24 protein-coding genes are annotated in these 26581 nt (G+C 69.8%); 9 read left to right on the forward strand and 15 right to left on the reverse strand.

Features of this window, described 5'->3' with window-relative positions; translation table 11 throughout:
- Positions 1–63: 63 nt before the first annotated feature.
- The gene (locus ACWDOP_RS08965; protein WP_456344613.1) at positions 64–1197 is read right to left on the reverse strand and encodes a YihY/virulence factor BrkB family protein; all 1134 of its coding nucleotides are present in this window, start codon (positions 1195–1197) and stop codon (positions 64–66) included.
- 122 nt (positions 1198–1319) lie between these two features.
- Between ACWDOP_RS08965 and ACWDOP_RS08970 the strand changes: the two genes are divergently transcribed.
- The gene (locus ACWDOP_RS08970; RefSeq protein WP_456344614.1) at positions 1320–3035 is read left to right on the forward strand and encodes a DEAD/DEAH box helicase; all 1716 of its coding nucleotides are present in this window, start codon (positions 1320–1322) and stop codon (positions 3033–3035) included.
- Positions 3036–3189: 154 nt separating this feature from the next.
- Here the strand turns inward: ACWDOP_RS08970 and ACWDOP_RS08975 are convergent, their stop codons facing one another.
- Complete coding sequence (locus ACWDOP_RS08975; RefSeq protein WP_456344615.1) at positions 3190–3678, reverse strand: DUF1905 domain-containing protein; 489 nt, start codon at positions 3676–3678, stop codon at positions 3190–3192.
- On the opposite strand from ACWDOP_RS08975, the gene ACWDOP_RS08980 reads away from it, so the two are divergent.
- The gene (locus tag ACWDOP_RS08980) at positions 3619–3993 is read left to right on the forward strand and encodes a class I SAM-dependent methyltransferase (RefSeq protein ID WP_456344686.1); all 375 of its coding nucleotides are present in this window, start codon (positions 3619–3621) and stop codon (positions 3991–3993) included. The genes ACWDOP_RS08975 and ACWDOP_RS08980 overlap by 60 nt on opposite strands.
- A gap of 255 nt (positions 3994–4248) precedes the next feature.
- Here the strand turns inward: ACWDOP_RS08980 and ACWDOP_RS08985 are convergent, their stop codons facing one another.
- The 5 genes from ACWDOP_RS08985 to ACWDOP_RS09005 form a co-directional block, all read right to left on the reverse strand.
- Positions 4249–4809 (reverse strand): hypothetical protein, encoded by a 561-nt coding sequence (locus tag ACWDOP_RS08985; RefSeq protein WP_456344616.1) that lies wholly within the window; start codon positions 4807–4809, stop codon positions 4249–4251.
- A 1-nt stretch (position 4810) separates the two neighbouring features.
- On the reverse strand, positions 4811–6526 hold the full coding sequence (locus ACWDOP_RS08990) for a DEAD/DEAH box helicase (protein ID WP_456344687.1): 1716 nt from the start codon (positions 6524–6526) through the stop codon (positions 4811–4813).
- Between the two features lie 226 nt (positions 6527–6752).
- Positions 6753–6947: a DUF7455 domain-containing protein gene (locus tag ACWDOP_RS08995; protein ID WP_033087939.1), complete on the reverse strand. Its 195-nt coding sequence runs from the start codon at positions 6945–6947 to the stop codon at positions 6753–6755.
- A gap of 357 nt (positions 6948–7304) precedes the next feature.
- Positions 7305–9110 (reverse strand): acyl-CoA dehydrogenase, encoded by a 1806-nt coding sequence (locus ACWDOP_RS09000; RefSeq protein ID WP_456344617.1) that lies wholly within the window; start codon positions 9108–9110, stop codon positions 7305–7307.
- A gap of 149 nt (positions 9111–9259) precedes the next feature.
- Positions 9260–10294: an AraC family transcriptional regulator gene (locus ACWDOP_RS09005; RefSeq protein ID WP_454201914.1), complete on the reverse strand. Its 1035-nt coding sequence runs from the start codon at positions 10292–10294 to the stop codon at positions 9260–9262.
- 135 nt (positions 10295–10429) lie between these two features.
- Here ACWDOP_RS09005 and ACWDOP_RS09010 point away from each other — a divergent pair, with 135 nt between their 5' ends.
- The 4 genes from ACWDOP_RS09010 (at position 10430) to ACWDOP_RS09025 (ending at position 13924) form a co-directional block, all read left to right on the forward strand.
- Positions 10430–11755 (forward strand): aldehyde dehydrogenase family protein, encoded by a 1326-nt coding sequence (locus tag ACWDOP_RS09010; protein WP_456344618.1) that lies wholly within the window; start codon positions 10430–10432, stop codon positions 11753–11755.
- Between the two features lie 71 nt (positions 11756–11826).
- Positions 11827–12204: a DUF952 domain-containing protein gene (locus ACWDOP_RS09015; RefSeq protein WP_456344688.1), complete on the forward strand. Its 378-nt coding sequence runs from the start codon at positions 11827–11829 to the stop codon at positions 12202–12204.
- Positions 12205–12249: 45 nt separating this feature from the next.
- The gene (locus ACWDOP_RS09020) at positions 12250–12732 is read left to right on the forward strand and encodes a cation:proton antiporter regulatory subunit (protein ID WP_454201916.1); all 483 of its coding nucleotides are present in this window, start codon (positions 12250–12252) and stop codon (positions 12730–12732) included.
- A 4-nt stretch (positions 12733–12736) separates the two neighbouring features.
- Positions 12737–13924, forward strand: a complete 1188-nt coding sequence (locus ACWDOP_RS09025) for a cation:proton antiporter (protein WP_456344619.1) — start codon at positions 12737–12739, stop codon at positions 13922–13924.
- Here the strand turns inward: ACWDOP_RS09025 and ACWDOP_RS09030 are convergent.
- From ACWDOP_RS09030 to ACWDOP_RS09050, 5 genes are all read right to left on the reverse strand, one after another.
- Positions 13823–14677: a rhomboid family intramembrane serine protease gene (locus ACWDOP_RS09030; RefSeq protein ID WP_456344620.1), complete on the reverse strand. Its 855-nt coding sequence runs from the start codon at positions 14675–14677 to the stop codon at positions 13823–13825. The genes ACWDOP_RS09025 and ACWDOP_RS09030 overlap by 102 nt on opposite strands.
- Before the next feature lie 189 nt (positions 14678–14866).
- Positions 14867–16456 carry a Na+/H+ antiporter gene (locus tag ACWDOP_RS09035; protein ID WP_456344621.1) on the reverse strand — a complete coding sequence of 530 codons (1590 nt, stop codon included), beginning with the start codon at positions 16454–16456 and terminating at the stop codon, positions 14867–14869.
- Between the two features lie 94 nt (positions 16457–16550).
- A complete protein-coding gene (locus ACWDOP_RS09040; protein WP_456344622.1) occupies positions 16551–17492 on the reverse strand; it encodes an MHYT domain-containing protein in 942 nt (313 codons plus the stop codon).
- 274 nt (positions 17493–17766) lie between these two features.
- The gene (locus ACWDOP_RS09045; protein ID WP_456344623.1) at positions 17767–19143 is read right to left on the reverse strand and encodes a cutinase family protein; all 1377 of its coding nucleotides are present in this window, start codon (positions 19141–19143) and stop codon (positions 17767–17769) included.
- A gap of 175 nt (positions 19144–19318) precedes the next feature.
- Complete coding sequence (locus ACWDOP_RS09050) at positions 19319–21901, reverse strand: helix-turn-helix transcriptional regulator (RefSeq protein WP_456344624.1); 2583 nt, start codon at positions 21899–21901, stop codon at positions 19319–19321.
- A 180-nt stretch (positions 21902–22081) separates the two neighbouring features.
- Between ACWDOP_RS09050 and ACWDOP_RS09055 the strand changes: the two genes are divergently transcribed.
- Both ACWDOP_RS09055 and ACWDOP_RS09060 read left to right on the forward strand, forming a co-directional pair.
- Positions 22082–22357 carry a DUF4242 domain-containing protein gene (locus ACWDOP_RS09055; RefSeq protein ID WP_456344625.1) on the forward strand — a complete coding sequence of 92 codons (276 nt, stop codon included), beginning with the start codon at positions 22082–22084 and terminating at the stop codon, positions 22355–22357.
- Between the two features lie 34 nt (positions 22358–22391).
- Positions 22392–22688 carry a hypothetical protein gene (locus ACWDOP_RS09060; RefSeq protein WP_456344626.1) on the forward strand — a complete coding sequence of 99 codons (297 nt, stop codon included), beginning with the start codon at positions 22392–22394 and terminating at the stop codon, positions 22686–22688.
- Between the two features lie 69 nt (positions 22689–22757).
- Here the strand turns inward: ACWDOP_RS09060 and ACWDOP_RS09065 are convergent, their stop codons facing one another.
- Positions 22758–23588, reverse strand: a complete 831-nt coding sequence (locus ACWDOP_RS09065) for a hypothetical protein (RefSeq protein ID WP_456344627.1) — start codon at positions 23586–23588, stop codon at positions 22758–22760.
- A gap of 26 nt (positions 23589–23614) precedes the next feature.
- Entirely contained in the window at positions 23615–23815 is a 201-nt protein-coding gene (locus ACWDOP_RS09070; RefSeq protein ID WP_456344628.1) for a hypothetical protein, read from the reverse strand.
- 610 nt (positions 23816–24425) lie between these two features.
- Between ACWDOP_RS09070 and ACWDOP_RS09075 the strand changes: the two genes are divergently transcribed.
- Positions 24426–25301, forward strand: a complete 876-nt coding sequence (locus ACWDOP_RS09075; RefSeq protein WP_456344629.1) for a hypothetical protein — start codon at positions 24426–24428, stop codon at positions 25299–25301.
- 174 nt (positions 25302–25475) lie between these two features.
- Here ACWDOP_RS09075 and ACWDOP_RS09080 read toward each other — a convergent pair whose 3' ends face one another.
- Positions 25476–26561, reverse strand: a complete 1086-nt coding sequence (locus tag ACWDOP_RS09080; protein WP_456344630.1) for a fatty acid desaturase family protein — start codon at positions 26559–26561, stop codon at positions 25476–25478.
- Positions 26562–26581: the final 20 nt, after the last annotated feature.

Raw genomic sequence — 26581 nt, forward strand, 5'->3', positions numbered from 1 at the left:
CGGGTAGTCACAGACCTGCGCAAGGGTGGTGGGGCATGTGCTCCGCCGCCCTTTGTCGTACCGTCATCTGCTCCCCGACGGGAACAGTCTGCCGTCGCCGTCGCGGCCGGTTCCGGCGTGATCATGGGTCTGGCCGGGCTCGGGCCGGGTGTCCTTCGAGATCCGCACCGGCGGCCGCGCGGGGCCGATCTCCGGATCGGCGGTGCCCGCTTCGGCCTCGCGTCTTCGTTTGCGCGCCTCCCACCACCGCCGGATCTGGGCCATGCGGGTGTCACGGGCCGGCCAGAACTCCTGCACGCTGGCGTTGAACTCCGCGCCCAGGATGACCGCGAAACCGAGGAAGAACGTGAACAGCAGGAACGCGATGGGCGTGGCGAGCGCGCCGTAGCTGATCCCGGTTCTGGTGATCCAGGACAGGTATCTGCGCAGCCCCTCGCTGGCCGTCATGAAGAACACACCCGCCACCAGCGCGCCGCCGAACAGGCGATGGAACGGCAGCGTGCGGTGCAGCGCGAGCTTGTACAGCGTGGCCAGACCCGCGATGAGCAGCAGGCCCACACCCGGGTAGTAGAACGAGTCGATGAGCCGCAGGCCGGGTTCGCGCCAGCCCGAGGGCAGCACGCGCCCGATGAGCGAGGGTCCCAGCGCCACCAGCGGCAGAATCAGCACCGAGGCCACCAGGAACAGCACGTACAGCCACAGCGCGAAGATGCGCTGCCAGACCGGGTGCCGGGCGTTGGCCTGCCCGTGCGCGGCGGTGATGGCGTCCACGAAGGTCGCCATGGCCGAGGACCCGGCCCACAGCGACAGCACGAAACCGACCGAGACCACCCCGCTGTGCCCGCGTTTGAGCACGTCGGTGACGGTGGGTGCGATGAGATCGTCGACCACGCTCGGGCTGAACAGCTCGCGGCTGAAGGTGATGATCTTCGATTCCACGATGCCGACGGTGTTCGGCCCGAACCAGTGCCCGACGTAGCCGAGACTGCCCAGCAGGCCCAGCAGCAGCGGGGCCAGCGACAACGTCTGCCAAAACGCCGCCGCCGCCGACTTCGCGAAGATCGAGTCGTTCCACGCCTTCACCGCGACATGGGCGATGAGCTGACGAATGCGTCCCCAGCGCGTGGCGGCGCGCACGCTCGTCCCGTCCGGCGCGGGGGCGTCGGCGTGTTGCGGGGGATTCTCGTGCTCGTTCATCGTTGCTACAGCATCTCCCACCAGGGTTTCGAATGTGCGCGGACCCATGATGTGTCGTGCGGCACTACTCGGTGCTGTGTCGGATTGGTGGAGTGTCGGTTCCGATCGCTACTCTCTACCGAGTGACTTCGGGTGGTGGCGGTTCGTTACGTGCATGGCAGCGCAGGGCTCTCACCAAATATTTGACGAGCAAGCCCCGCGATTTCCTCGCCGTCGCCACGCCGGGCGCCGGCAAGACGACCTTCGCGCTGCGCGTGGCCTCGGAGCTGCTCACCGACCGCACGGTCGATCAGGTGACGGTGATCGCGCCGACCGAGCATCTCAAACACCAGTGGGCGGCCTCGGCGGCGCGCATCGGCCTGCAGCTGGACTCGAACTTCTCCAACACCACCGGGTCCACCTCGGCGGACTACCACGGTGTCGTGGTCACCTACGCGCAGGTCGCCTCGCACCCCTTCAAGCACCGGGTGCGCACCGAGAACCGGCGCACGCTGGTGATCATGGACGAGGTGCACCACGCCGGTGACGCCAAGAGCTGGGGTGACGCGGTCGAGGAGGCGTTCGGTGACGCCACCCGGCGGCTCTCGCTCACCGGCACCCCGTTCCGCAGCGACGACTCCAAGATTCCGTTCATCACCTACGAGGCCGACGAGTCGGGTTTCGAGAAGTCACGCGCGGACCACACCTACGGCTATTCCGAGGCGCTGGCCGACGGCGTCGTGCGGCCGGTGGTCTTCCTCGCCTACTCCGGTGAGGCGCACTGGCGCGACAGCGCCGGCGACGAGTACTCCGCGCGTCTGGGCGAGCCGCTGAGCCCCGAGCACACCGCGCGTGCGTGGCGCACCGCCCTGGACCCCGCCGGGGACTGGATGTCCAAGGTGCTGCAGGCCGCCGACACCCGGCTGCGCCAGCTGCGCGCCACCGGCATGCCGGACGCGGGCGGCCTGGTCATCGCCACCGACCAGGACAAGGCGCGCGATTACGCCGAACTGCTCGAACATATTTCGGGCACCAAGCCGACCGTGGTGCTCTCGGACGATCCCGGCTCCTCGGATCGGATCGGCGAATTCAGTAACAGCACCGACCCGTGGATGGTCGCGGTGCGCATGGTGTCCGAGGGCGTGGACGTGCCGCGCCTGGCGGTCGGCGTGTACGCCACCAGCGCGTCGACGCCGCTGTATTTCGCGCAGGCCATCGGCCGGTTCGTGCGTGCGCGCAGAACGGGGGAGACCGCGAGCGTCTTCCTGCCCTCGGTGCCGGTGCTGCTCGACCTCGCCGCGCAGCTCGAGGTGCAGCGCGACCACGTGATCGGCAAGCCGCATCGCGAGGCCAACTCGCTCGAGGACGAGCTCCTCATCGACGCCAACAAGCAGAAGGACGAGCCCGGCGAGGAGGAGAAGAAGTTCGTCGCGCTGGCCGCGGACGCCGAGCTCGATCAGGTCATCTACGACGGCGATTCCTTCGGCACCGCGACCTTCTCCGGCAGTGACGAGGAAGCCGACTACCTCGGGATTCCGGGGCTGCTCGACGCCGACCAGATGCGCACCCTGCTGCAGGACCGGCAGAGCCGCCAGCTCCAGGAACGCAGTGCGGCAGCCGATTCCGGGCGGCCGGGTGGCGCGGGCGGGGTCGCCGCGGCCGAGCGGGCCGCCACCGCCGACAAACTGGGCGAGCTGCGGCGCGAGCTGAACAGCCTGGTGGCGATGCATCATCACCGGACCGGCAAGCCGCACGGGGTGATTCACGGCGACCTGCGCCGCGAGTGCGGCGGGCCGCCGACCGCGCTGGCGACCGCCGACCAGTTGGTCGAGCGCATCGCGGCGCTGAGACGTTCGTAGCCGCGACCCGGTTCGCGGCAGGCGCATACCGGTCCGCTCGCCGCGGACCCGCTGCGAACTCGGCCGCCGGGATCCTCGTGCCCTGACCCGGCCGGACGCCTGGTACAGAGCCCGGTTCCGCGCTGCCGCCCGCCCTCGCCGGCTCGGCGCGGGCTCAGCTCTCGGCGATCTCGATGTCCACGTGCAGCGCCTCGCCGGCGACCAGATCCTCGGCGACGCGGACCGGCTTCTTCACCGGCAGGATGTACGTGGCCCGCTTCTTGTCCGGGAACATGGACGTGGTCCAGGTGGTCTTCCCGACGGTCGCGTGCACCTTCACCGACCCGAACCCGTTGGCGTTGTGCCCGTGCAGCGCCTCGATCTCATCGGCGAGTTCCTCCGGCACGCTCACGAAATGCCACGAGGCCTTGCCCTCCCACTCCCATAGCTCCCCGTCGAAGCCGTACCGCGCGTTCGCCATGGCTCGACCGTAGCGCCGGCCACCGACACCCTCGGCGGTGGACACCGCGACAGAGAACGACCCGGCTACGGCGCCGACGTCGCGGCCCTGCGCACCCGCACCGCGGTCCTGTCCGGCCTGGAGATCGATGCCGCCCTGGCCGCCCGCCTCCGCGCCCGCCACCCCCGCCTGGACCTCGTGCACGGCGACGGCACCGCGATGCCCCTGCCGGACAACGACTTCAGCGCCGTGGTCGCCTTCACGATGTTCCACCACGTCCCCACTCCCGCCCGCCAGGACGCCCTCTTCACCGAGCCGTTCCGCGTCCTGCGCCACGGCGGGGTGTTCGCCGGCATAGACGGCCGCGACACCCTCCCCTTCCGCCTGATGCACATGAACGACGTCTGCGTCCCCGTCCCGCCCACGATCCTCCCCGCCCGCCTGGAGTCCGCGGGCTTCACCGACATAGAGGTCCGCTCGAACCCGACGATGTTCCGCTTCCGAGCCCGCCGCCCCTGACTGTCCGGCCGGTTTCGCAGCGAGCGGGTCAGTGTCGGAGTCGTCGAGGTCCGGTCCGGCTCAGGGGGTTCCGCTTCCGGGCGTGCCGGCCATCAGCGTGCGATGTCGCAGTGTCCTGTGATTTCCCGGGTGAAAGTGATGAACCTGTCGGGGCGGTGCGGATTTCACCCCCGGTCCGCCGCGATCGCGGGGCTCACTTTGCCGCGAAAAGCACTCCGCTGGTGCGGAGTTCAGCAAAGCGGGATAGGGCCATGCCTACCTCGATACCGACTCGAAGAATGTTTTCGGGTCGAGGGTGTTGATCGGGGTCCAGCGGGCGGGGGGTTGGGTCTCGTCGGTCTCGGGTCCGGGGGTGGCGTTGCGGTAGCCCAGGAGATCCAGGGCCAGCCAGGGGGTTTCGTCCACCTGGCGGGCCAGGGCGTAGCAGGTGGCGAAGAAGTGGAGGCAGCGATCGTTGCGGGCACGGCAGGAGCAGTCGATCCGGGCCAGGTGGGGTGTCAGGGGAATGCCGAGGGCCGCCACGGCGGCGCGGTGCTCGTCGGTCAGGGTCAGGGCCGTCGGCGGGATCACCTGCTCCAGTGCCCGGATCGTGGGGCCGTCCAGTGGCGTCACCTCCAGGTACGTCACCGAGGCTTCGGAACCGCGGTGGATGTTCGCCTGGACGTGATTGCCCTCGATCAGGGTCTGCACGCCGTTGTTGCGGGCGATGCTGCGGGCGCGGGGGAGCAGGGGCTCGGGTTTGGTCTGGTTCAGGGGCTCGGCCACCCGCACCCAGTCCATGCCCCAGCCGGTGTAGCCGAATTCGTTGTCGGGCATGTCAGTTGGCTCGCTTTCGGCGCAGGATCTCGAACAGCCGGTCGTCGTCGAGGCGGGCGAGGGCCGCGATGCCCGCGGTGTCGGACAGATCGGTGAGGGCGGACTTGCGGTCGTGCATGCCCGCGATGTGCTCCTCGATGGTGGTGCCCGAGGTCAGCGTCGTGACGGTGACCGTGCGGGTCTGGCCGATGCGATGCGCGCGATCGGAGGCCTGCGCCTCGACCGCGGGGTTCCACCAGCGGTCGAAATGGATGACGTCGGCCGCGCGGGTCAGGGTGAGCCCGGTGCCCGCCGCGCGCAGGCTCAGGATGAGAATCGGTGGCCCGTCGGGGGATTGGAAGCCGGTGACGATCTCGGTGCGCTCGGCCTGATCGAGCCCGCCGTGGAAGAACGGCGCGGTGATCCCGAACTCCCGCGCGCAGTGCCGCACCAGCAGCTCACCGGTCCTGCGGTACTGGGTGAACACCAGGGTCGGCGCCCCGGCCTCCACGTTGTTGGCCAGGATGTCGGCGCACACGTCGAATTTCCCGGAGCGCCCGGCCAATTCGCCCAGGTCGCCGGTGATCAGCCCGGGATGGTTGCAGACCTGCTTGAGCTCGGTGAGCACCGCGAGCAGCCGGGTGTGGCGCTGCCCGCCGGAACCGAAGCCCTCGGATTCGGCGCGCTCGAGCAGGCTGTCGTACAGCCGCTCCTGCTCCGCGGTCAGATCGCACACCACGTCGCAGTGGATCTTGGGCGGGAGCGAGGCCGCCACCTCGGTCTTGCGGCGCGCCAGCGCGAGCGGTTCGATAGCGTCGCGCAACCGCAGCACCGCCGGGGCCGACCCCTCGTTGATGGGCCGCACGAACCGCCGCCGGAATTGCGCCTTGTGCGTGAACTCCTGCGGCGCCACCAGATTCAGCAGCGCCCACAGCTCCTCGAGGTGGTTCTCCACCGGCGTACCGGTCAGCGCGACCCGCGCGTCGGCGCGCACGGTCCGCGCCGCCTTGGACACCTGCGTGCGCGGATTCTTGAGCACCTGCGCCTCGTCGAATACCGCGGCGGCCCACTGCGTCCCGGCCAGCGCGGGTCCGTGCCCGCGCAGCGTCGGATACCCGGTGACGACCACCGTGCCCGGCCCGGCCGCGGGCAGTTCGCCGCCGCGCCACCCGATCGCGCGCAGCCCCGGCGCGAACCGTTCGATCTCGGCCACCCAGTTGCCCACCAGCGAGGTCGGGCACACCACCAGGCTCGCGCCTGCGCCGGCGCGCCCCAGCAGATACCCGATGGCCTGCACGGTCTTGCCCAGACCCATCTCGTCGGCCAGGACCGCCCCGCCGTGCACCGCGGTGGTCTCGTGCAGCCACGCGATGCCGCGCGCCTGATACGGCCGCAACTCGGCCTTCAGGCTCGTCCGCAGCTCACCCGCGAGCGCGACCGTGTCCCGCAGCGTCCGCACGGCCCGCTCGGCGGACACGATGGCCGTCCCGGTGGCGTTGGGCACCGCGTGCGCGGCCACGGGCAGCGCGTCGGACTCCCCGTCCAGCACCGCCCGCCACACCCGCGCCGCGGCGGGCGCGCCGGCCAGGAACTCCTCGGGCTCGACGAGCGCGCAGGGCACCTCGGTCACCGCGATGGCGTCCCCGTCGGGAACGGCCAGCGCGATGGTCTCGGTCTCGCCCGCGGTGGCAGGCGCGGGACCCGGCCCGGACCCGGTCCAGGTCCACAGGGCGAACATGTGCCGGTCGGTCAGATAGGTGGCGTGCGCGGTGGACAGAGCGCTCTCCTTCGGAATCGGATTCCGGCCGGAGATACGACGAATCCGTTTCGCGCAAGTCCGGCCGGGAAAACTGGACAACGGGCGACCCGTGGGGTCGCCCGTTGCCGGTAATTCTGTTGGGAAGATTCAATTTTCGAGCGGACCCCCCGAGGGCCGGAACACTGCCCCGAGGTGGAGGAGCTGATTAGAGCGCCGGTGCCGACTCCGTGTCGATCACGGCTTCGAGCTCACGGAGACGATCCATGTGCTCATTGGCGTGATGCTGGCAGAAGAGCAACTCGCCACCGGCGGGAAGGGTTGCGCGCACGCGCGCAGCCGCCCCGCAGCGGTCACAACGGTCGACCGCGGTCAGTGGGGTGCTTGTCAGGGTTCCTGGCATGACTCCTCCGTCCTGGCTCCCGGGGCTCGCGCACCGTTCGCCTGGTGTGGGGCCCACAGTCCACTCTGTGGGCTCGCTACCGCTACTTCCCAGCAGTGGTTGATGACTACTCTGTCAGACGTTCGAGCGGAGGTCTTTGTTCCCGTGGAGTTTCCCGTGTGTTTTGCCTAACACGACCTGGGGTTTCGCTAAGAGCGAACAGGCCCAGGCTGGAGGCGGACCGGCCGCTGCCGGTACTCCCCGGGGCCCTGGGGGACCCCCTTGCGAGCCGCTTATCGAGTTGTCTACCGGGAGACTACCCGCGAGCACCGACACCCACACTCCTATTCGATAACCCTCGGGACACAGGTAGCAAGCTCACAGCCAAGAAGGGTCGAGTGCGAGGGTCGTGCGGTCCCCGGAGTCCAGGAGATCGAACTGCGGACCGGTGCGCGGCAATTCCCAGTGGAAGAAGTAGCGGGCGGCCGCGCGCTTGCCGAGCCCGAACGCCTCGCCGCGTTCGGCGCGCGGGGTCGCGGCCAGCGCCTGTTCGAGCCAGATCCAGGCCAGCACGATGTGCCCGAACGCCTCGAGGTAGGCCGCGGAATTGGCCAGCGCCGACACCGGATCGCCGTCGCGCCACAGTCCCGCCGTCGTGGCGGCGAGCCGCCCGGCGGCGGCCTCGAGCGCGGTCGCGAAGCCCGCGAGTTCCTCGTCACCGCTCGCGCGGGCCGCGGTGACCGTGGCCGCGAACACCTCGAGCAGGGTGACGAGGGCGGCACCGTTGTCCAGGGTCACCTGCCTGCCCAGCAGGTCCATGCTCTGGATGCCGTGCGTGCCCTCGTGAATGGGATTGAGCCGGTTGTCGCGGTAGTGCTGCTCCACGTCGTAGTCGCGGGTGTAGCCCGCGCCGCCGTGCACCTGGATGGCGAGGTCGTTGGCGGCCAGGCACCACTGGCTCGGCCAGCTCTTCGCGATGGGCGTGAGCACGCGCAGCAGGGTGCTCGCCCGCGTCCGCTCGGCCTCGTCGCGCGCGGTGCGCTCCAGATCGACCAGCCGGCCGCAATAGAGCTGCAGCGCGAGTGCGCCTTCGGCATAGGACTTCTGGGCCAGCAGCATGCGGCGCACGTCGGGATGTTCGACGATCGGGGTCTGCGGGCCGCCGCGCACGCCCATCGCCCGGCCCTGCGGCCGGCCGCGCGCGTAGTCGAGGGACTTGAGGTAGCCGGTGTAGCCGAGCGCGGTGGCGGCCAGCCCGACGCCGATACGGGCCTCGTTCATCATGGTGAACATCTGCGCGAGACCGTGATTGAGCGTGCCGACCAGGTATCCCACCGCGCCCGGCTGCCCGCCGGGGGTGAAGTTGCCGTCGCCGAAGACGGGCGCGGTGTTGACCGTGCCGCGCCAGCCCATCTTGTGGTTGATGCCCGCGAGCACCACGTCGTTGCGTTCACCCGGGGCCCCGTCCGCGCCGGGCAGGAACTTGGGGACGATGAACAGCGAGATGCCGCGGGTGCCCTCGGGCGCCCCGGGCACGCGAGCCAGCACCAGGTGGACGATGTTCTCCGAAAGGTCGTGGTCGCCACCGGAAATCCACATCTTGCGGCCGAAGATCCGGTAGGTGCCGTCGTCCTGGGGGACCGCCCGGGTGGTGATGTCGGCCAGGCTCGACCCGGCCTGCGGTTCGGACAGCGCCATCGTGCCCATCGCGCGCCCGTCCAGCATGGGGCGTACGAAACTCTCGAGCTGCTCCGGGCTGCCGTGGACGGCAAGCAGATTGGCGTTGCCGGTGGTGAGCAGGGCGTAGGCGGTGGTGCCCACGTTGGCGGCGTGGAACCAGGACATGCACGCGGTGTAGACCACGTGCGGGAGCTGCATGCCGCCGATCTCGTAATCCATTGCCGCGCCGACCATTCCGGCGTCCGCGAAGGCGCGTACCGCCTTGGCCACCGCCGGGATGATGCGCACCCGCTCGCCGTCGAACTCCGGCTCGTGCAGGTCGTTCTCGCGATTGTGCGGCGCGAAGTAGGCGGTGGCGAGGTCCTGGCACAGGCGCAGCACCTGATCGAAGGTGTCGCGGGAATGGTCGGTGAAGCGCTCGCGATCGGTCAGGGACTCCACGTCGAGCCAGTCGTAGAGCAGGAACTCGATATCGCGGGCGGACATGATCAGGGACGGGCTCATGGTTCCTCGCAGATCGGGCAGGTCGGGTACGTCGTACCCGACGGTCTACCACGTGTGCGGGAACACGGACGGGACCGCACCCCGGCCGCCGCCGAGAACACCCGGTGACGCGGCTGTGCGCCGTGTCACGGACGAGTGGGACGACGCGCTCAGGACCGCACGGTGGCGCGCCCGCGATGCAGCCGGCCGAAGTGCCCGGGTGACTGTCCCTTCCAGGTGCGGAACGCCGAGGCGAAGGCGGACACGCTGGAGTAGCCGAGGCGCTCGGCGGCCTGTTCCACGGTGAGCCCGGCGATGAGCAGTTCCTCGGCCAGCAGGCCGACGGTCTCGGTGCTGAGTTCGCGGAAGGTGGTGCCCTCCTCGGCGAGGCGCCGGCGCAGGGTGCGGACGCTGACGTCGAGGTCGGCGGCGATCCGGGATTGGTCGGCCGAACCGGCGTGCCGGATGAGCAGCTGTCTGACGCGGCCGCTGAGGCCGCTGCGGCTGTGCCTGCTCTCCATGAGGTCGTTGCACTGCTGCTCGTAGAACCGGGCGGTCGATATGTTCGCTTGCGGCAAGGGAGTCTCCAGCGTGCTCGCTTGAAAACAGATGCGGGACTGGGGCATATCGAACGTGACCTCTTCGACGCCGAAGACCGCGCCGAACATCTCGTAGATCGGGTGCGCCTCCACCCGCAGCTCGACCCGGACGGCCGGAATGCGCATGGGCAGCAGGTCCTGCTGAATGGTGGCGATGGCGGCCAGATCGCGCTCGAGGGTGAACCGTCTTATCTCCGAAGGCAATTCGCTGTCGTCGCGCACCACCCACACCTGAGCGCCGCGGTTCTCGAGCCGGTGCTGCGCCGCGGTGAAGGACAGGTCGGCGTAGCGCAGCGCGATGTCCATGGCCTGGCGCAGCGTGGCGCTGCTCATCAGGGCGAAACCGAGCACGCCCATGGACGGCGGATGGCACAGCAACCCGGCCAGCAAACCCAGCCCGGGCTCGTCGTTGATGCCGGCGACCACGTTGCGGGTGACCGAGAACTCTTGTTCCAGAGTGATTTCGGTGGACGGATCGCGCAGATCCGGTTCCTTGATCCCGCTACCCGCCAGCACCGCCGGCAGCGTCAACCCGCGACCCAGCGCGAAATCGGCCAGCAGCGCGGTGCTGGTGATGGAACGTAGCTGCGCCAACTCTTCCGTCACTCAGGCATACTCGCAAACTTTCGGCGTCCCCGGGCCGTTACCGGCCGGTAGGTTGCCCGGTTGCGGCCCATATTCGCCGATTCGTGGCCGATTGCAAGCTGGTTGGCCGAAACCCTCAGTCATACGGTGAGATTCATGCGCACAGCGCAACGCACACACAGCAAGGTTCAGGACGCCGGAAAGGTCCTCCCGCCCATGCTCACCGTCATCGCCCCCGCCGACGGCCGGGTCGTGGACATCATCGCCACCGAATCCCCGGATCAGGTGCGTGACACCGTCGAACGACTCCGCGACCGCAGCGCGCTATGGCGATCACTCGGCGTGGTCGGTCGCGTCAATTGGCTCGGAGCGTTCCGAAATTGGATGCGGGACAACAGGGATGGGCTCACCACCCTGCTCGCGCTGGAAACCGGGAAGACCGCGGCCGAAGCCGGAGCCGAGGTGAGTCTGGCCCTGCAGGCTCTCGACCACCATCGCTCGCACGCCGCGGAATTCCTGCGCGGCGGGCATCCGCAGCACGCCGCGCGGCCCGGGGCGGGCACGCAATCCGCGCTCGCGCACCAGTCCTGCGCGGTGACCGGGGTCATCGGGTCCTGGACCTATCCGCTGGCGCTGGCGGTGTTCGACGCCGTGCCCGCGCTGGTGGCCGGGTCGGCGGTGCTCGTCAAGCCCTCGTCGCGAACGCCGCTGTCGGTGCGCGCCCTGGTCAACGGCTGGGCGAGCCTCGGCGCGCCCGCGGTGTTCGAGACCGTCGCCGGGCACGAGGCCGGCCCGGCCCTGCTCGACAGCGTCGACTACGTGCGCTTCACCGGCAGCGTCGAAACCGGCAAGGTCGTGGCGTTGCGCGCCGCCGCCCGGCTCATCCCCTGCTGCCTCGATCTGGGCGGTAAATCCGCCGCCCTCGTCCTGGCCGACGCCGACCTGGACAGGGCGGCCGCCTGCATCGCCCTCGGCGGGCTGGCGAACAGCGGGCAAAGCACCGGCAGCGTCGAGCGCGTCTACGTGGAAGCCGCTGTGTACGACGAATTCCTGAGCAAACTCGCGCAGGAGGCCGCCGCCTTCGGGCCGATGATCGGCGACGAGCCGGGTCTGGGCGTCATGACTTCGCCGAGCCACCTGGGCACCGTGCGCGAGCAGGTGCGCGACGCGCTGCTCAAGGGCGCCACGCTGGTCTGCGGCGGCACCGGAATCGGCCACGTCTTCGAACCCACTGTGCTCGGCGACGTCGACCCGACCATGGCCGTGCTCACCCACCAGACCCTCGGACCGGTGCTGCCGGTGGTGCGGGTGGCCGACGCCGCCGAGGCGTTCGAACTGACCCTGCGGACATCCACCGCCCCCGCGGTGAGTGTGTGGACCGCCGACGCCGCCGTCGGCGCCCGGGCGATCGGCCGCTTCGCCCCCTCACGCGTCGGGGTGAACGACATCGCCGTCCACCTCGCCCGTCCCGCGTTCCACTGAGCCGCCCGCGCGGCGGGCCGGCTCGACATGCCGTACCGCCGCGCGCGCCCGAGTAGGTTGGGGCCGTGGGAATTCACGCGGACACGACGCCGACGACGCTGCTGCACATCTGCACCGGGGCGGACTGGGAGGCGGCCCGGGTGGTGGGGGAGTACCGCTCACCGTCCCTGACCACCGAGGGCTTCATCCACCTCTCCGCGCCGTACCAGGTGCACCTGCCCGCGAACCGGCTGTTCGCCGGGCGGCTGGACATGGTGCTGCTGCGACTGGACACGGACCGGCTGCCCGCGCCGGTGCGCTGGGAACCGGGCGTGGCGACCGATCCCGAGTCCATGCGCTTCCCGCATTTGTACGGTCCGCTGCCGGTCGCCGCGGTACTCGACGTGTCGCCCTACCTGCCCGAATCCGACGGATACTTCGCTCCGCTCACGGACGAGCAATCGCTCTGACGGACGGTCCACCGAGAACCGCACACCCTGTCCTAGTCTGAACGGGTGAACGTCGATGTGACAGCGCTGCCCGGGATCGGTGTGCGTAAGGATTTCGAGGTGCGCTCCGGCCGCCGGATCGGGGTGGTCGCGCACCGGGACGGGGCGATCGACCTGATCGTCTCCCAGCGCGAGGACCCCGACGCCTGTCTGGCCCAGGTGCCCCTGACCACCGATGAGGCCGCGGTGCTGGCCAATCTGCTGGGCGCGCCGCAACTGGTGGAGAAGCTCAAGGAGGATCACCGGGATCTGCCCGGGATCACCACCCGGCAGCTGCCGATCGCCACCACCTCCCCCTACCGCGGCCGCATGCTCGGTGAGACCGGAATGCGTACTCGCACCAAGGCATCCATCGTGGCGGTCATGCGGGCGGGACAGCTGCACCCCTCGCCCGGCCCCGATTTCGTTCTCGACTCCGGCGACCTGCTCGTCGTCGTCGGCACCCCGCACGGACTGGACGCCGCCGCGCGCATTCTGGCCGACGGCTGAGCCGGTGGACACGACCGCCTTAGCCATGGTCGAACTCGGCGCGATCCTCTTCGCGCTCGGCATGATGGGGCGGTTCGCCGCTCGCTTCGGCATGTCCCCGATTCCGCTCTACCTGCTGGGCGGCCTCGCCTTCGGGGAGGGCGGAATCGTTCACCTCCGGGCCGCCTCGGAGTTCGGGCACCTCGCCGGGGAGATCGGCGTGGTGCTGCTGCTGCTCCTGCTCGGATTGGAGTACACCGCAGCGGAATTGGTGACCGGGCTGCGCCAGTCGTGGCTGGCGGGCATCGTCGACGTCCTCGCCAACGCCACACCCGGCGTGCTGGTGGCGCTGCTGCTGGGCTTCGGCCCGATCGGCGCGGTGACGATGGGCGGCGTCACCTACATCTCCTCGTCCGGGATCGTGGCCAAGGTGCTCAACGACCTGGGCAGGCTGGGTAACCGCGAGACCCCGGTGATCCTGTCGATCCTGGTCTTCGAGGACCTGGCCATGGCGGTCTATCTGCCGATCCTGACGATGATGCTGGCGGGCCTGAGTTTCGCCGCCGGCCTGAAGTCCCTGGCCATCGCGCTGCTCGCGATCACCGTGGTGCTGGTGGTGGCGCTGCGCTACGGCCGCTACGTCTCCGCGGTGGTGGACAGCAACGACCGGGAACAGTTCCTGCTCAAACTGCTGGGCGCCGCGCTGCTCGTGGCGGGGGTGGCCTCGGCGCTGAACGTGTCGGCGGCGGTGGGCGCGTTCCTGCTCGGCATCGCCATCTCCGGATCCACCGCGCAGGAGGCGGTCAAACTGCTGGAACCGCTGCGAGATCTGTTCGCGGCGATCTTCTTCGTGGCGTTCGGGCTCAACACCGACCCGCAGGCCATTCCGCCGGTCCTGGGCTGGGCGGTCCTGCTGGCGATCGTGACCGCGCTGACCAAGGTCGGCACCGGCTGGTGGGCGGCGGGCAGGCAGGGCATTCGCCGCATGGGCCGGGCCCGCGCGGGCGCCGCGCTGGTGGCACGCGGCGAGTTCTCCATTGTCATTGCCGGGCTTGCGGTCTCGATGGGCGGGGTCGACTCCGACTTCGCCGCGCTCGCCTCGGCCTACGTGCTATTGATGGCCGTGCTCGGCCCCATCGCCGCCCGCCTGGTGGAGCCCGCCGTGCGATTCGTGCAGCGCGACCGGAACGTCGCCGACGCCGTCGCGCCCTGAGGCCGGGCTCCCGGCCCGGGCGGCCCGGCGGCGCAGGGCGCCCGAGAGCCTGCGTGCCACCAACAGTCCGGCGGCCCCGGTCAGCAGGCCGAGCAGCAGGGCGAACAGGTGCCCGTAGTCGGTGAAGGTGCGATCGTCCACCAGGGCGATGCCGTACCAGATCAGCAGTCCGGCAATCCAAGCCACCCGCGCCCTGCCGCGCAGCCGGAACGCGAACGCGCCCAGCATGGCCGAAATCCCGTAGCTGGGGCCGACATCGGTGGCCACGGTGACCCGCAGCGGAATGAGGTCGCGTTCCACGGCCCGGGAAATGCCCAGGGCCACTATGAGAGTCGCCCCGATGTGCCCGATCGCCACCACCAGGATCCAGCGCAGCGAACCGAGCCAGCGCTCGGCCGCCGCCATCACGGTGAGCAGGATCAGGATCTCACCCCACGGAAAGCCGCCGTCGGTCCAGAACGCCGAGGCCACCAGCACCTGGATCGGATCGTCCTGCAGATTCCGCAGATTCGTGGAGGCGGACAGGATCAGCCGGTGCCCGACCTTCTCGTTCGTGCCGTGCAGGGTCCACCAGGTCACGAAGAGGGTGAAGGAGTAGGCGATACAGGCCGGGGTCACCGCCAGCAGATCGCGGTAGGCCCGCACGGCGCGCGGGAACCGGTGCGGCGCCCGCCACCAGGCCCGGATCTCGTGCACCGCGGACCCGACCTCGACGGTGCGAAGCCACGGCGGGTCATAGGCGGGCAGAGCCATGAGGGGGTCCGTTCTCCCGTGCGCCGACGCTGGTAGGCCGCCGAGCCGGCCGCGAGGCCGGCCCTCGGCCGGTGGGTGAGCCGATACCGGATCGGCCGACCGCCCTGTCGCACCGAACCTGCCTCGAACGCTACTCGTGCCCGGCGCGCCGGGTGCGTATCGCGCCGTGGGGTGCGGGTGTCCGGTGGCTCAGCCCGCTTTGGTGCGCAGGTCCAGGCGGCGCATGACGCGATCCACGACATCGGGGGCGATGCCGGGTTCGCGGCGCGCGGACAGGGCCTCGGCGCGCCCGGCCTCGAGCACCTCGTTGGTGACCGAGCGCATCTGTTTGCTGAACGCGACGGCGCGATCGGTCGACAGCTTGGCGTTGGTGTCGGCCGCCTCCGGATCCGCCTGGGCCAGACGGCGTTCGAAGCCGTCGCGCAGGCGTTCGTACACCTCCTCGGGCATGTCCTGACGGGCCGCGATCTCCTTGAGCCTGGCCAGTTCCGCGTCGAGCACCCGGGTCCACAGCGCGCGTTCCATCTCCCGCTCGCGGCCGGTGTCGGCGTGCACGCCGGTGGCGCGGACCACCGCGGGCAGGGTCGGGCCCTGCAGCAGCAGGGTGAACAGCACCACCGCGAACGCGGTGAACAGGATCTCGGTGCGCCCGGGGAAGGGCTCGCCGGTCGCGGTGGTGAACGGAATGGCCAGCGCCAGCGCCACGGTCGCCACCCCGCGCATGCCGGCCCACCAGGTGACCAGGGTCTCGCGCCAGGTGTACGGCTCGTCGGCGTCGCGCTGACGCCACCAGCGCTGGAACGCCAGGGTGGTGCACATGAGCCACACCAGGCGCAGGCCGACCACCACGCCGATCACCACGGCCGCCCCGCCGAGGAAGCGCGGCCAGTCCGGGCCCGCGTCGCGCAGCACGGTGCTGAGTTCGAGACCGATGAGGCCGAAGGCGAAACCGGTGACCAGCATCTCGGTGATCTCCCAGAAGGAATCGCCGACCAATCGGTAGTCGCTGTCGCTGAAGTCGGTGGCGGCGTCGGTCAGATACAGCGAGCACACGAGCACGGCCAGCACGGCCGAGCCGCCGCCCAGCTCGGAGAAGCCGTAGGCGGCGAACGGCAGCATGAGTCCCAGCGCCACCCGCCAGGGCGCTTCGTCCAGCCACTGCATGATCTTGCTGCCCAGCCAGCCGAGCAGCAGGCCGACCCCGACCCCGACCAGTGCCGAGACGGCGAAGTCGCGGGCCGCGTGCCAGGCCGAGAACGTGCCGGTCACCACGGCCTGCAACGCCACCGAATAGATGACGATCGCGGTCACGTCGTTGAACAGGCCCTCGCCCTCGAGCACCGCGACCAGGCGGCGGGGCAGGCCCAGCCGCCCGGCCAGCGCCGAGACCGCGACCGGATCGGGCGGGGCGACCACCGCGCCCAGCACGATGGCGGCGCCGATCGGGATGGAGGGATACCAGGCGTGGAAGGCCGCGGCCACGACCACCGTGGTCACGATGACCAGCACCACCGCGCGCAGGCTGATCGCGCCCCAGTTGTCGGCGAAGGTCCGCCACGAGGTGCGGCGGGCCGCGGCGTACAGCAGCGGCGGCAGCACCAGCGGCAGGATCATCTTCGGGTCGATGTGGATCTCCGGCACCTGCGGTATGAGGGCCAGCACGACGCCGAAGGCGGTCATGAGCACCGCGGGAGCCTGGCCCAGCCGCTTACCGAGCGGTTGGGCCAGAATCGTCGCGAACAGGACGACGAAGATCAATTCCAACTGGTGGCCTGCCACGCCAGTCAGTTTGCTGCCGATGCGCTGGAAAGTCGAACGCCCGCACGATGTTCTCAGCGAGTCCTGCGGAATCTCAGGTTCTTCTGCGGATCTCTCAGGATGCGCTGGATTCGGGGTACTGTCCGCGCAGGTTGCCGGGCTGCGTGCCCTGGGGGATGCCCGGCTGCGGCGGGAAGCCCGGGGTGTAGTCCTGCGGGGACCCGGGCCGGCGCGGCGCCGCGGCGGAATTCGAACGCAGGGACCAGGATTCGCGGGACTCCGGTTCCGGTGGCACCGGGCGGATCGGGGCGGTGATGCGGCGGCTCGCCTCGTCCACCTCGGTCAGTCCGACGTGAATCAGCAGCACCATTGTCACCATGCTGACCGTGACCATGAGCGGGGCCAGGAGTTGCATGGCGCCCGCGCCGGAAGGATCGCCCGCATTCGCGACGTGGTGCGCGCTCATCGACGCCATACCGGTGTAATGCATGCCGCACACCGCGACACCCATGATCAGCGCGGCGAGGGTCGTGGCGAGAATCCCATTGATGTTCAACGTGAACCACAACGCAACCGTTGCGGCGACCACCGCGATCACCATGGAAAGGGTGACGAGCCAGGGGTCGTAATTGAACTCGGCGTCGGACTGCATGGCGTACATGCCCGCGTAATGCATGGCGCCGACGCCGAGTCCGGTGAGTGTGCCGCCGGCCGGCAATTCCCAGCCGCCCCAGCGCACACTGGCCACGACCGAGAGTCCGAGCCACACCACGAGCATGGCGATAGCGGCGCTGAGCAGGGTGATGGGCACGTTGTAGCGGATCGTGGCGCCGTGGACCGAGAAGCCGAGCATGGCGATGAAATGCATGACCCAGATGCCGGTTCCGCCGATCGCGACCGCGGCGGCGATCAGCCAGCCGCGCCTGCCCTCGCCGGTGCGGGCGCGGGCGGTACAGCGCAATCCGAGCAGGGATCCGACGACGGACATGATGTAGGCCAGTACGGGGGTGACCCACCCGTAACTGAAGTGATGAATCTCCAGCACTTCGAACTCCATTGCCACAACGGTCTTTCCGCGACTCGTATTCGGTCGCGACGAGCGCACACTACAGGTCGGTTGACCGGTTGGGAAATTGAAAGACGCTATTTTCGGGGGGTTGCTTCCACCTGGAGATTTCGCAGGTCCGGGGTGTGATGCGAATTATGCGGAGACCGTGTAACGCAACGAAACTCACCGTGGAAACGATTACCCGCGCCCGCGCGTGAAATGGCCGCCGGCATTCAGCGGTGCGGTCGAATTACTGCGATTCGCAGTGAACCTCCGGGTGGGCCTAGGGGGCGACCTGGGAGCCGAGGAAGTCCAGCATCGTCTGGGTGTCCTCGAGGTAGTCGACATGCGCGCCCGAGGAATAGAAGTTGGCCATGTCCATGCCCTGGCGGCTCAGCTCGAGCAGGTCGTTGACGCTGTCGGGCTCGCTGAGGTTGAGCAGGGTCCGGGTGGCCACGCCGAGATCACCGCGCACGGCCGTGGCGAACGGGCCGAGCACCGAGCCCGCCAGGTCGAGACCGGTGGGGATCAGGGCGGTCATCTCCGCCGCCGCGGCGAAGGGGTCCTGGCGGGACAGGGATTCGACCGCGCGCCACAGGATTTCCTGGAGCTGACCGACGTTGCCCGCGATGTGCAGGATGTCGATCTCGGTGAGCACGTCGGCGATGACGCTGGCCGAGGCGGTCCAACCGGAGGGGTCCACGGTGGCGGCGGCGCGGATGACCGAGGCGACCAGGGGCAGATCGACCCCGGCCGCCGCTTCCACGATCGGGCGCAGCGCGACGTTCACCTCGCTCGCGATCCGATGTGCGCCCCTGATGTCGCCGGACTCGATCAGGCCCGGCAGGCTGGTGAGGCCGTCGAGCACGCTCGGCAGATTCTGCGCGGTCGCCGCCCAGCCCGCGCCGACCTGAACCGCCTGCGCGACAAGCTGGTTCGGGTCCGAGGTGTTCGGGATGAGATCGGCGATCGGTGCGGGATCGCCGCTGAGCACCTGACCCAGCGCGGCCAGGAAGGGGGAGGCGGTCGCGTTGAGCGAGCAGTACAGGTCGCCGTCGGCGCAGACGGTGCGCACCCGGTCGGTGAGCGCGCCGAAATCCTGGCCCCGGGTGCCCGCGATGCCGTGACCCGGCTGCGGATTGCCTAGGGAGAGTGTGGTGTTCGGGTCCCGGTGGGGATCGGACAGCAGGCCGACGCCCAGCACCCGGCCCGGGTCGATCGGGCCCGCGTCGTTGCCGATCTCGGTCGCGACGTCCCCGATGCCGTCCGCGCCCTGGCTGTATCCGGCGAGCAGCACCTTGGTCGAGGCGCACAGGCTCCCGAGCGTGTCGTGCAGTCCGGACCGGAGCGTGCTCAGCGATTCGGAGTAGCTCAGCCCCTGGTCGAAAGCGCTTGCGGCATAAGGGGTGTAGAGCACGGTGATGTCGCGGCCGAACTGGCGCTGCAGTCCGTCCCCGATGGGTCTGAGCATGCCGACCGGGACCGTGGGATCGGCGTCGAAGCTCGTCTCCCAGGTGCCCGGCGCGAAGATCGCGGTGTACGGGGTGCAGGGGTGTGCGCCCCGGGGCGGCTCCGCGCGCGCGTCGCCGGTCACCGCGGTCCCGATCATGACGGCCGCGGCGACGAAGGTCGCCGCGCAAGAGGTCGCCAGGCTGCTCATTGTTCAATTCCTCTGTTGCCGATAGTGTTTCGAGGCAGTGCGGTGGAGGTTGGGCTCCACCGCACTGCCGAGCCTCATTCTCGCGACTCGGCGGCTCACGCGCACCGGTTTTCAGACACGGTTTCATTTCAGATTTACGATTCCGGGGACGGTCGGCGTGGGCGCGCCCGGGGGATCAGCCCAGGATGCCCGCGTCGCGGGCGGACCGGACCGCGTCCCGGCGATTGGTGACCCGGAGCTTGGTGAGAATCGCCGAGACGTGATGGTCGACGGTCTTCACCGACAGGAACAATCGTTCGGCCACTTCGGCATTGGTGACACCGTCGGCCAGCAAGCCGAGGACCTCGATCTGCCGTGTCGTCAGCCCCGCCGGATTGGCCCGCGTCGTCGCGCGCCGCGGCGCGGGCACCCCGCGCGCGCCGTTCGCGCGCAGGTCGTAGCGGACCTTGGCGGCCACCGCGGTCGCACCGAGTCCGTCGAGAATGTCCAAACCCGCGCGTACCGAAGGGGTTTCGCCGGACTCGGCCAGCGCCAGCGCCGCGTCGTACGGTGTGCCCAGCTCGGTGAAGGCCGCGGCGGCCCGCCCGTGGTGCCCGGCGGCGAGCAGCCGGTAGGGCTCGGCCACGGCGTCGGCGGTCACCCGCTCGCCGACGCGGCGCAGCCACATCGCCAGTTCGCCACGCGCCCATTCCAATCCGAGCGCGGGCGCGGTGTCCAGCAGGTCCCGGCACAGCGGCAGCCGTTCGTCCGGGACCCCGGTCAGCCAGACGCGCTCGACGATCGCGGCCGCGACCGGCAGCATCCGCACCGGCTCGCCGTACCCACACGCGAGCTGCCAGGCGCGATCGATCCCGCCGCCGTCGTCGCCGTCCCGGCGCAGCGCGACCACCGCCCGGATCAGCAGCGGCCACCCGCGCGCCAGCGGCGCACCGGCGGTGTCCAGCACCGCGTCCGCGTCGGCCAGCGCACCCTGCCAGTCACCGGTGAGCAGTTTGAGCCTGCCGCGCGAACCCAGTTGCACCACATGGCAGACCGGCAGATCGTGCTCGATCATCAGCGGCAGGCACACCTCGAGCAGTTCGGCGGCCGGGCCGAGCCTGCGCTGCTCCACGTCGAAGTAGGACAGGTTCGTGTAGCCGCTGGAGTAGATCTCGTCGATGTGCTTCGGGCCGGTCGCCAGGGTGTGCAGCAGTTCGGTGCGCGCCTCGATCCGCCCGGACACGACCGCGTGAATGTTCGCCACGATGCCGACCCGCGCCAGCAGCAGCGGATCGGCGGCGGCGCCGGCGATCTCGCGGGCACGGGTCAACAGGCCGGCGGCGGCGTCGAGCCGGGTCGATTGGATCGCGAGGTACGCCTGCAGCGCGAACGCGTGCCCGACCTGGGCGAGGGTGGCGGGGTCGGCGCCGGCCCCGCCGTCCAGGGCGGCGATCGCCGCGCTCACATGGTCGTCGGCCAGGGCGCGCTGGGAGTTGTACCACCGGTACACCGCGAGGGCGTGATGGTCGGCACTCACGGCGACCCGGGCGTTCATGGCCTCGCGCAGGTGCATCGCGGTGCGGCAGGCGACGATCGCGTCGTCGAGGCGATCGGTGAGGTAGTACTCGGCGGCCAGTAGTTCGAGCAGTTCCGCCTCGGTCTCCGGCGGCAGTTGACGCTGATCGAGGGCGAGGCGGAAGAACTCGGTCGCCTGGGTGTGCGCGCCCGAGCGGGCGGCGGCGCGCCCGGCCGCCGCGGCGGCCTCGGTGATCAGGTCGCGGTCGCCCGCGCCCACCGCGTGATGGGTGATGATCGCGGGATCCGGGTCGGCGGCGGCGTGGTGGGCGCGGATGAACCGGCGGTGCAGGCTCGGTTCGGCGCCGGGCGGGATGACGCTGGTGACCGCCAGCCGGCACAGGTCGTGCCGGAACGCCACGCCGCGATCGTTGCGCCGGATCAGCCCGGCGTCGTCGAGGGCGCGCAGCGCGGGCAGGGTGACGCCGAGATCGACGAGCAGATGATCCGCGATGGCGCCGGGCGCGCAGCTCAGCAGATGCAGCAGATCCCATGCGGCGGTGTCCAATCCGGCCGTGCGGGCCAGGATCGCGTCGCGCACGGTGGCGGGCAGGTCGCCGGTGCGATGGTCGAGCATCTCGCACACGAAGAAGGCGTTGCCGCCGGTCATATCGTGCAGCCGGCGCGGGTCGACGGGCCGGTCGGCGACCAGGGCGGTGACCGCGTCCAGACTCAGCGGCGGCACCGTGAGGGTGTGCGCGTGCGGTGACCGTGCGATGTCGCCGAGCAGGGCGCGCAGCGGATGGGCGACGCCGACCTCGTCGTCGCGGGCGATGCCGATCAGCAGCAGCGGTGTGCGCGCGAGGCGGCGCAGCAGGAAGCGGAACAGGTCGAGGGTGCCCTGATCGGCCCAGTGCAGGTCGTCCACGACCAGGATCGACGGTCGCGCGCGCAGGGCGTCGAAGGCCGCCGCGAAGATGTCGTAGGACTGTTCGCCGCCGCGCAGCAGGGTGCGGGTGGCGTCGTCGAAGCGGTCCGCGAGATCGTGCAGGGGACCGAGCGGGCGGGGCGTGGACAGCGGATCGCACGCGCCCCACAGCACCTGTTCGCCGCCGGTCAGCCGGTCGAGGAAGGCTTCGACGAAGGTGGTCTTGCCCGCGCCGGACTCACCGCGGACCAGGACCGCGCCGCCTCGGCCGGCGCGGGCCGCGGCGGCCCGGGACTCGAGCTCGCCGAGCTCGTACTCGCGCTCGGTGAGTCTCACCTCCGGGATATTACCGCCGGTCGGGGACCTCGAACAGCCTCGTTACCGGGGTACGGGACCCGGGTGGACAACCCGGAAAATAGGGAATCGACCCCCATGATTTCGCCCCGCCGATGGCCGAGTGTTGGTGTCACCGATAGCGACCGCATCGGTGTCCCCACCGCCACAGGAGTCCGAATCATGAAGCGCTACCTCATCGAACGCGAGATCCCCGGCGCCGCCGACCTCACCTCGGCCGAGCTCGCGGACATCGCGACGAAGTCGAACGCCGCCGTGACCTCGCTCGGCGTGCCCTACCGCTGGATCACCAGCTACGTCGCGGGCGACAAGCTGTACTGCCTGCACGAGGCCGAGGACATGGGAGCGGTGCGCGAACACGCCCGCCGCGGCGGCTTCCCCGCGAACCTCGTCGTCGAGGTGTCCGGCGAGTTCGGCCCGCACACCGCCACCCCCTGATCGCCGACCCGACCATACGAAAGAGGTTGTCCCAGTGCAGGTCCCCGTGATCGCGGGCGCGATAGCGAGCGCGGTCTTCGCCGCCAGCACCCTACCCATGCTGGCAAAAGCTCTCCGCACCAAGGACGTACGGTCCTACAGCCCCGCCAACATCACCCTGGCCAACCTGGGGAACCTGATCTACATGGTGTACGTCCTGGACCTGCCGCCGGGGCCGATCTGGGCCCTGCATCTGTTCCACACGCTCAGCTCGGCCCTGATGCTGGTCTGGTACGTGCGCTATGTCCTTCTCGCGGAGCGGGTTTCGCCGGAGCAGGGCGGCGCGATCTGAGGGGCTCCGACCATCTGGCGCACCGGTGGCCCGCCCAGGGCGTTGTCGACGACGCCCCGGGCGGGCCCGCTACTCGTCGCTGTCGGGCATCCCGAACCCCCGGCCGATCTCGAGCACGCGTTCCTCGGGCAGCTCTGCCGCGATCCACCCGCGAGCCGTCGCGTGCGCCACGAATTCCGCCGGGGGAGCGACCAGGTGCGCGCCGACGAAGTCCTCCCACTCCAGCCCCCACACCCACTCGCCGTCGGTCACGACCCCGATCCCCACCCGTGCGCCCGGCCGGCCGAGCGCGAACGGGTCCGGCCGCCTGCTCGCCGCCACCACGATCACCACCCCCGATCGCAGATATCTCAGCAGTCGTCGGGCGTCGTCGGCTGACAGTGTTCCCGGCACACCCTCGAACGCTTCGGCCTGCTCGCCGACGCGATGCGGGGCAGCGACGGTCCGCCCGCCGACCAGCTCCGAATGCTCGGCCGCCGAATCACTCTCATGTCCCGCTTCGATCTCGACCCGAGCCCCGTCCGCCCGCAGCAGCCTCGCGAGGACTTCCACCTCGACCCGCGTCCCCGCGACCCCCTCCGTCATCACCTCTCCGGCCCGGATCCGTGCCTCGGCCACCGACAGCGCCTCACCTCGGCGTAACACCCGCATGACACCCGCCACCGAGATGCTCCCCGCCGCGATCCGCAGCCGGCTGGCCCCGTTCCCCGCGAGCAGCGCTTCCCGAAGCCCCGCGGGCGGCCGCCCGAATTCCGATTCCTGCGACTCGTTCCCACAGTCGAGGCACTCGCCCGCGAGACTCCACCACCGCGCGTCCTCGTCCAACACTTCACGGATCACCGCGACGCCCTCGACCCCGCACCGCCCGCAGTCACGCGCCAGCCGGACGCTCTCGGTCACCAGCCCCACGTCGCCGAACCGCCCGCCTACGGTGCGACCCCGGCCGGCGCCGGTGGGCCGATCCGCTGGAGGCCGCGGGTGGTCGCGGCGAGGATGCCGGTGTGAGGCGCCACCGCGAGATCGTGGACGATCGCCGTGCTCACGTGGTCGCCGGTCGAGACCTCGAACCAGGGGATCGCGATTTCCACCGCCATCGCGGGGTGATTCCAGCTCACCTGCGGTCCCATGGCCCTCCCTCCGAAATCTCGTCAAGGGTCATCCAACCACCCGGCGCAACGAAACAGATTCGGGCGCTGCGCGATCGGGAATCGCGCCCGGTGTCGGGCTCGTCGGCGACCGGAAACGTGTGCCGCAGCGCCCGAGTCCCGCTCAGTGGACACCGAGTCCCGGACAGTGGCTGCCGAATAGCTGTTTACCTGTGACTTTGGTGAAACAGATACATTCCAGATGTTTGCTGGGCTAGGTTTCCGGGCACGCCGGACAGTCGGCGCTGATTAGCTCGGAGGAACATCGTGGAATACGTAGGGTCTGTCGCCGGAGTTTTGCAGACGATCATCCTGACCATCCTGGCCAACACCGGATCGGGCGGTTCCGGCTCCGGTCTGTGAACCTCGGGGGGTTCGGGTTGGCGGGGCCGGGCCGAACCCCTTTCGCCGGAGACGATCTCTATTGGCGAAACTGACTGTTACATAATGCAATTCAACAAACCGAACCTGGCATATGAACGTGGCGTGGGTGGTTCGGAAATTGGCGTAATCGAGTGGTTGACCGGCCTCGGATCTGTGATGATCGAGGTGTTGCCGTTACCGGGGTGGGGGCGGCGGACGGAGGCCAGCCATGGTCGGTGTACTCGCCGGTGTCCCTTTGCATTCGACAGTGGTCGCCGCGCTGCGCAGCGCCGCTATCGCACGGATGGGCGATCCCGTCGACACCCGTACGCTGCTGGTCGAGATCATGCGGGCGGACATCGCGGGCGACTGGTCACGAATCTGCCTGCATGCCGGGGATATCGAGGCGATCGCGGACAAGCTCGTCACCGACCCGATGGCCGTCGGGCTGTGGCACTGGGAGAACGTTCAGCTCACCGGCCGTTGCGCGATGGCCCTGGATATCGCGTGGCGGCTCGCACACCGATACGCGCTATGGCCCATACCGGCCGGGCTGGTCGTGCTCGGGCTGATCGCCGACGACTCCGTCGGTGCCGCGCGGGCACTGCGAGACGGTCTGAGTCGGCCGGATTTGCTGGATCTCGTGCAGTCCGACGTACTCGGGACGACCCTGAGCGGCATCGACTACACGCTCGCGACCGTGGTCGGTGAGGCGAGGACAGCGCAACCCACTCGGAATCCGCGCGGAAACCCGCCGTTGCCAGACGACCGCATTCGGTCGCCACGCTCGCGTGCCGCCGGAAACTGGCCGGTGGCCGAGTCGCCCGGCCCACAGGCCGATCAACGGACCGGCACCAACCGGCGCGGGGTGTTCCTCGCAGCGGCTATAGCCCTCGTGGTGCTCCTCATCTTCAATGCGGAGAAGCCCGAGGAATCGGAACGGCGCCCGTCTCGGGTCACCCCCACACCGGCTATGACTTCCTGGACGCCATTGCCCACGTTCGACTGGACCCCGCCACGCATGCCCCGATACACCATCACCTTCCGCACCCAGCCCAGAGCCGGCAACGGTTCGGGTCCGCCGTGTACGCCGTGCGGACAATAAACCCATCCCGTCGGCAGCCGAGCCGCATACGGAGCTGATTCGGCCGAGTATGCCGCGACTCGCGGTCGTAGACCACGATAAACAGATGTTCGAGGACAGTCCGAGGGCAGCCGTGAGCGTCTGCCCGCTGTCATGCCTCAGACGCAGCTGTCCTGATGCGGCACGTGGACGGGGTCAGCTATTGGGTTGCGGCACTTCAGCATCCGGCCGCTGATTCGGAGTGCGCAGGGGAGCACCGACGTGATGCAGATGCTTCAGCGCCTCGCGATAGGACGAGATCAGGCCGGTCTCGTGGTACGGCACGCCGACCTCGGCGCAGTAGTCGCGCACGATCGGCCGGGCGTGGCGCAGGTTCGGGGTCGGCATGCTCGGGAAAAGGTGATGTTCGATCTGATAGTTGAGCCCGCCCAGCGCGAAATCGGTCAGCGCGCCGCCCTTTACGTTGCGTGAGGTCAGGACCTGGCGGCGGAAGTAGTCGGGCCGATCGTCACCGGTCAGCGTCGGCATGCCCTTGTGGTTCGGGGCGAAGATGCAGCCCATGTACAGGCCGAACAGGCCCTGGTGCACGGCGAAGAACACCAGCGCCTTGTCGGCGGGCAGCACCGTGAACAGCGCGGTGAGGTAGATCGCGAAGTGGCCGAACAGCAGCGCGCCCTCGAGCCCCCGGTGTTTGACGGATCGATTGCGGAGCGCGCGGACGCCCGCGACGTGCAGGTTCAGGCCCTCCAGCAACAGCAGGGGGAAGAACAGGAACGCCTGCGCCCGTCCGATGATCCGCGCGACCCCGCGACTGGACCGGGCCTGCCGCTGCGACCACACCAGAATGTCCGGCGCGACATCGGGATCCAGCTCCTCATGGTTGGGGTTGGCGTGGTGCCGCGTGTGCTTGTCCTGCCACCATCCGTAACCCAGCCCGATGCCGGCGTTCCCGACGATCCGCCCCATCAACTCCGTGGGCCGCCGCAGCCGAAAGACCTGCCGGTGCGCCACGTCGTGCATGACGAGTGCGACCTGCGCGAACGTCACCGCCATGAACGCCGCGATCCCGATCGTCCACCACGAGTCGCCGACGAGCACGAACCCCGCCCACCCACCGACGAACGCTGCCCCGACGAGCCCCAACCGAACCCCGTAGTACATCGGCCGCCGCTCCATGAGCCCCGCGTCGGAAATCCGCCGCAACAGCCGGGCGTAGTCGCCCTCCGCGCCCCGTCGCGGTGACCGCGGAGATGACTGGGACCCCAACGCAGATGTCGTCATGCCCCGACGCTAACGGCGGA

It is taken from the genome of Nocardia sp. NPDC003693, from assembly GCF_053981095.1.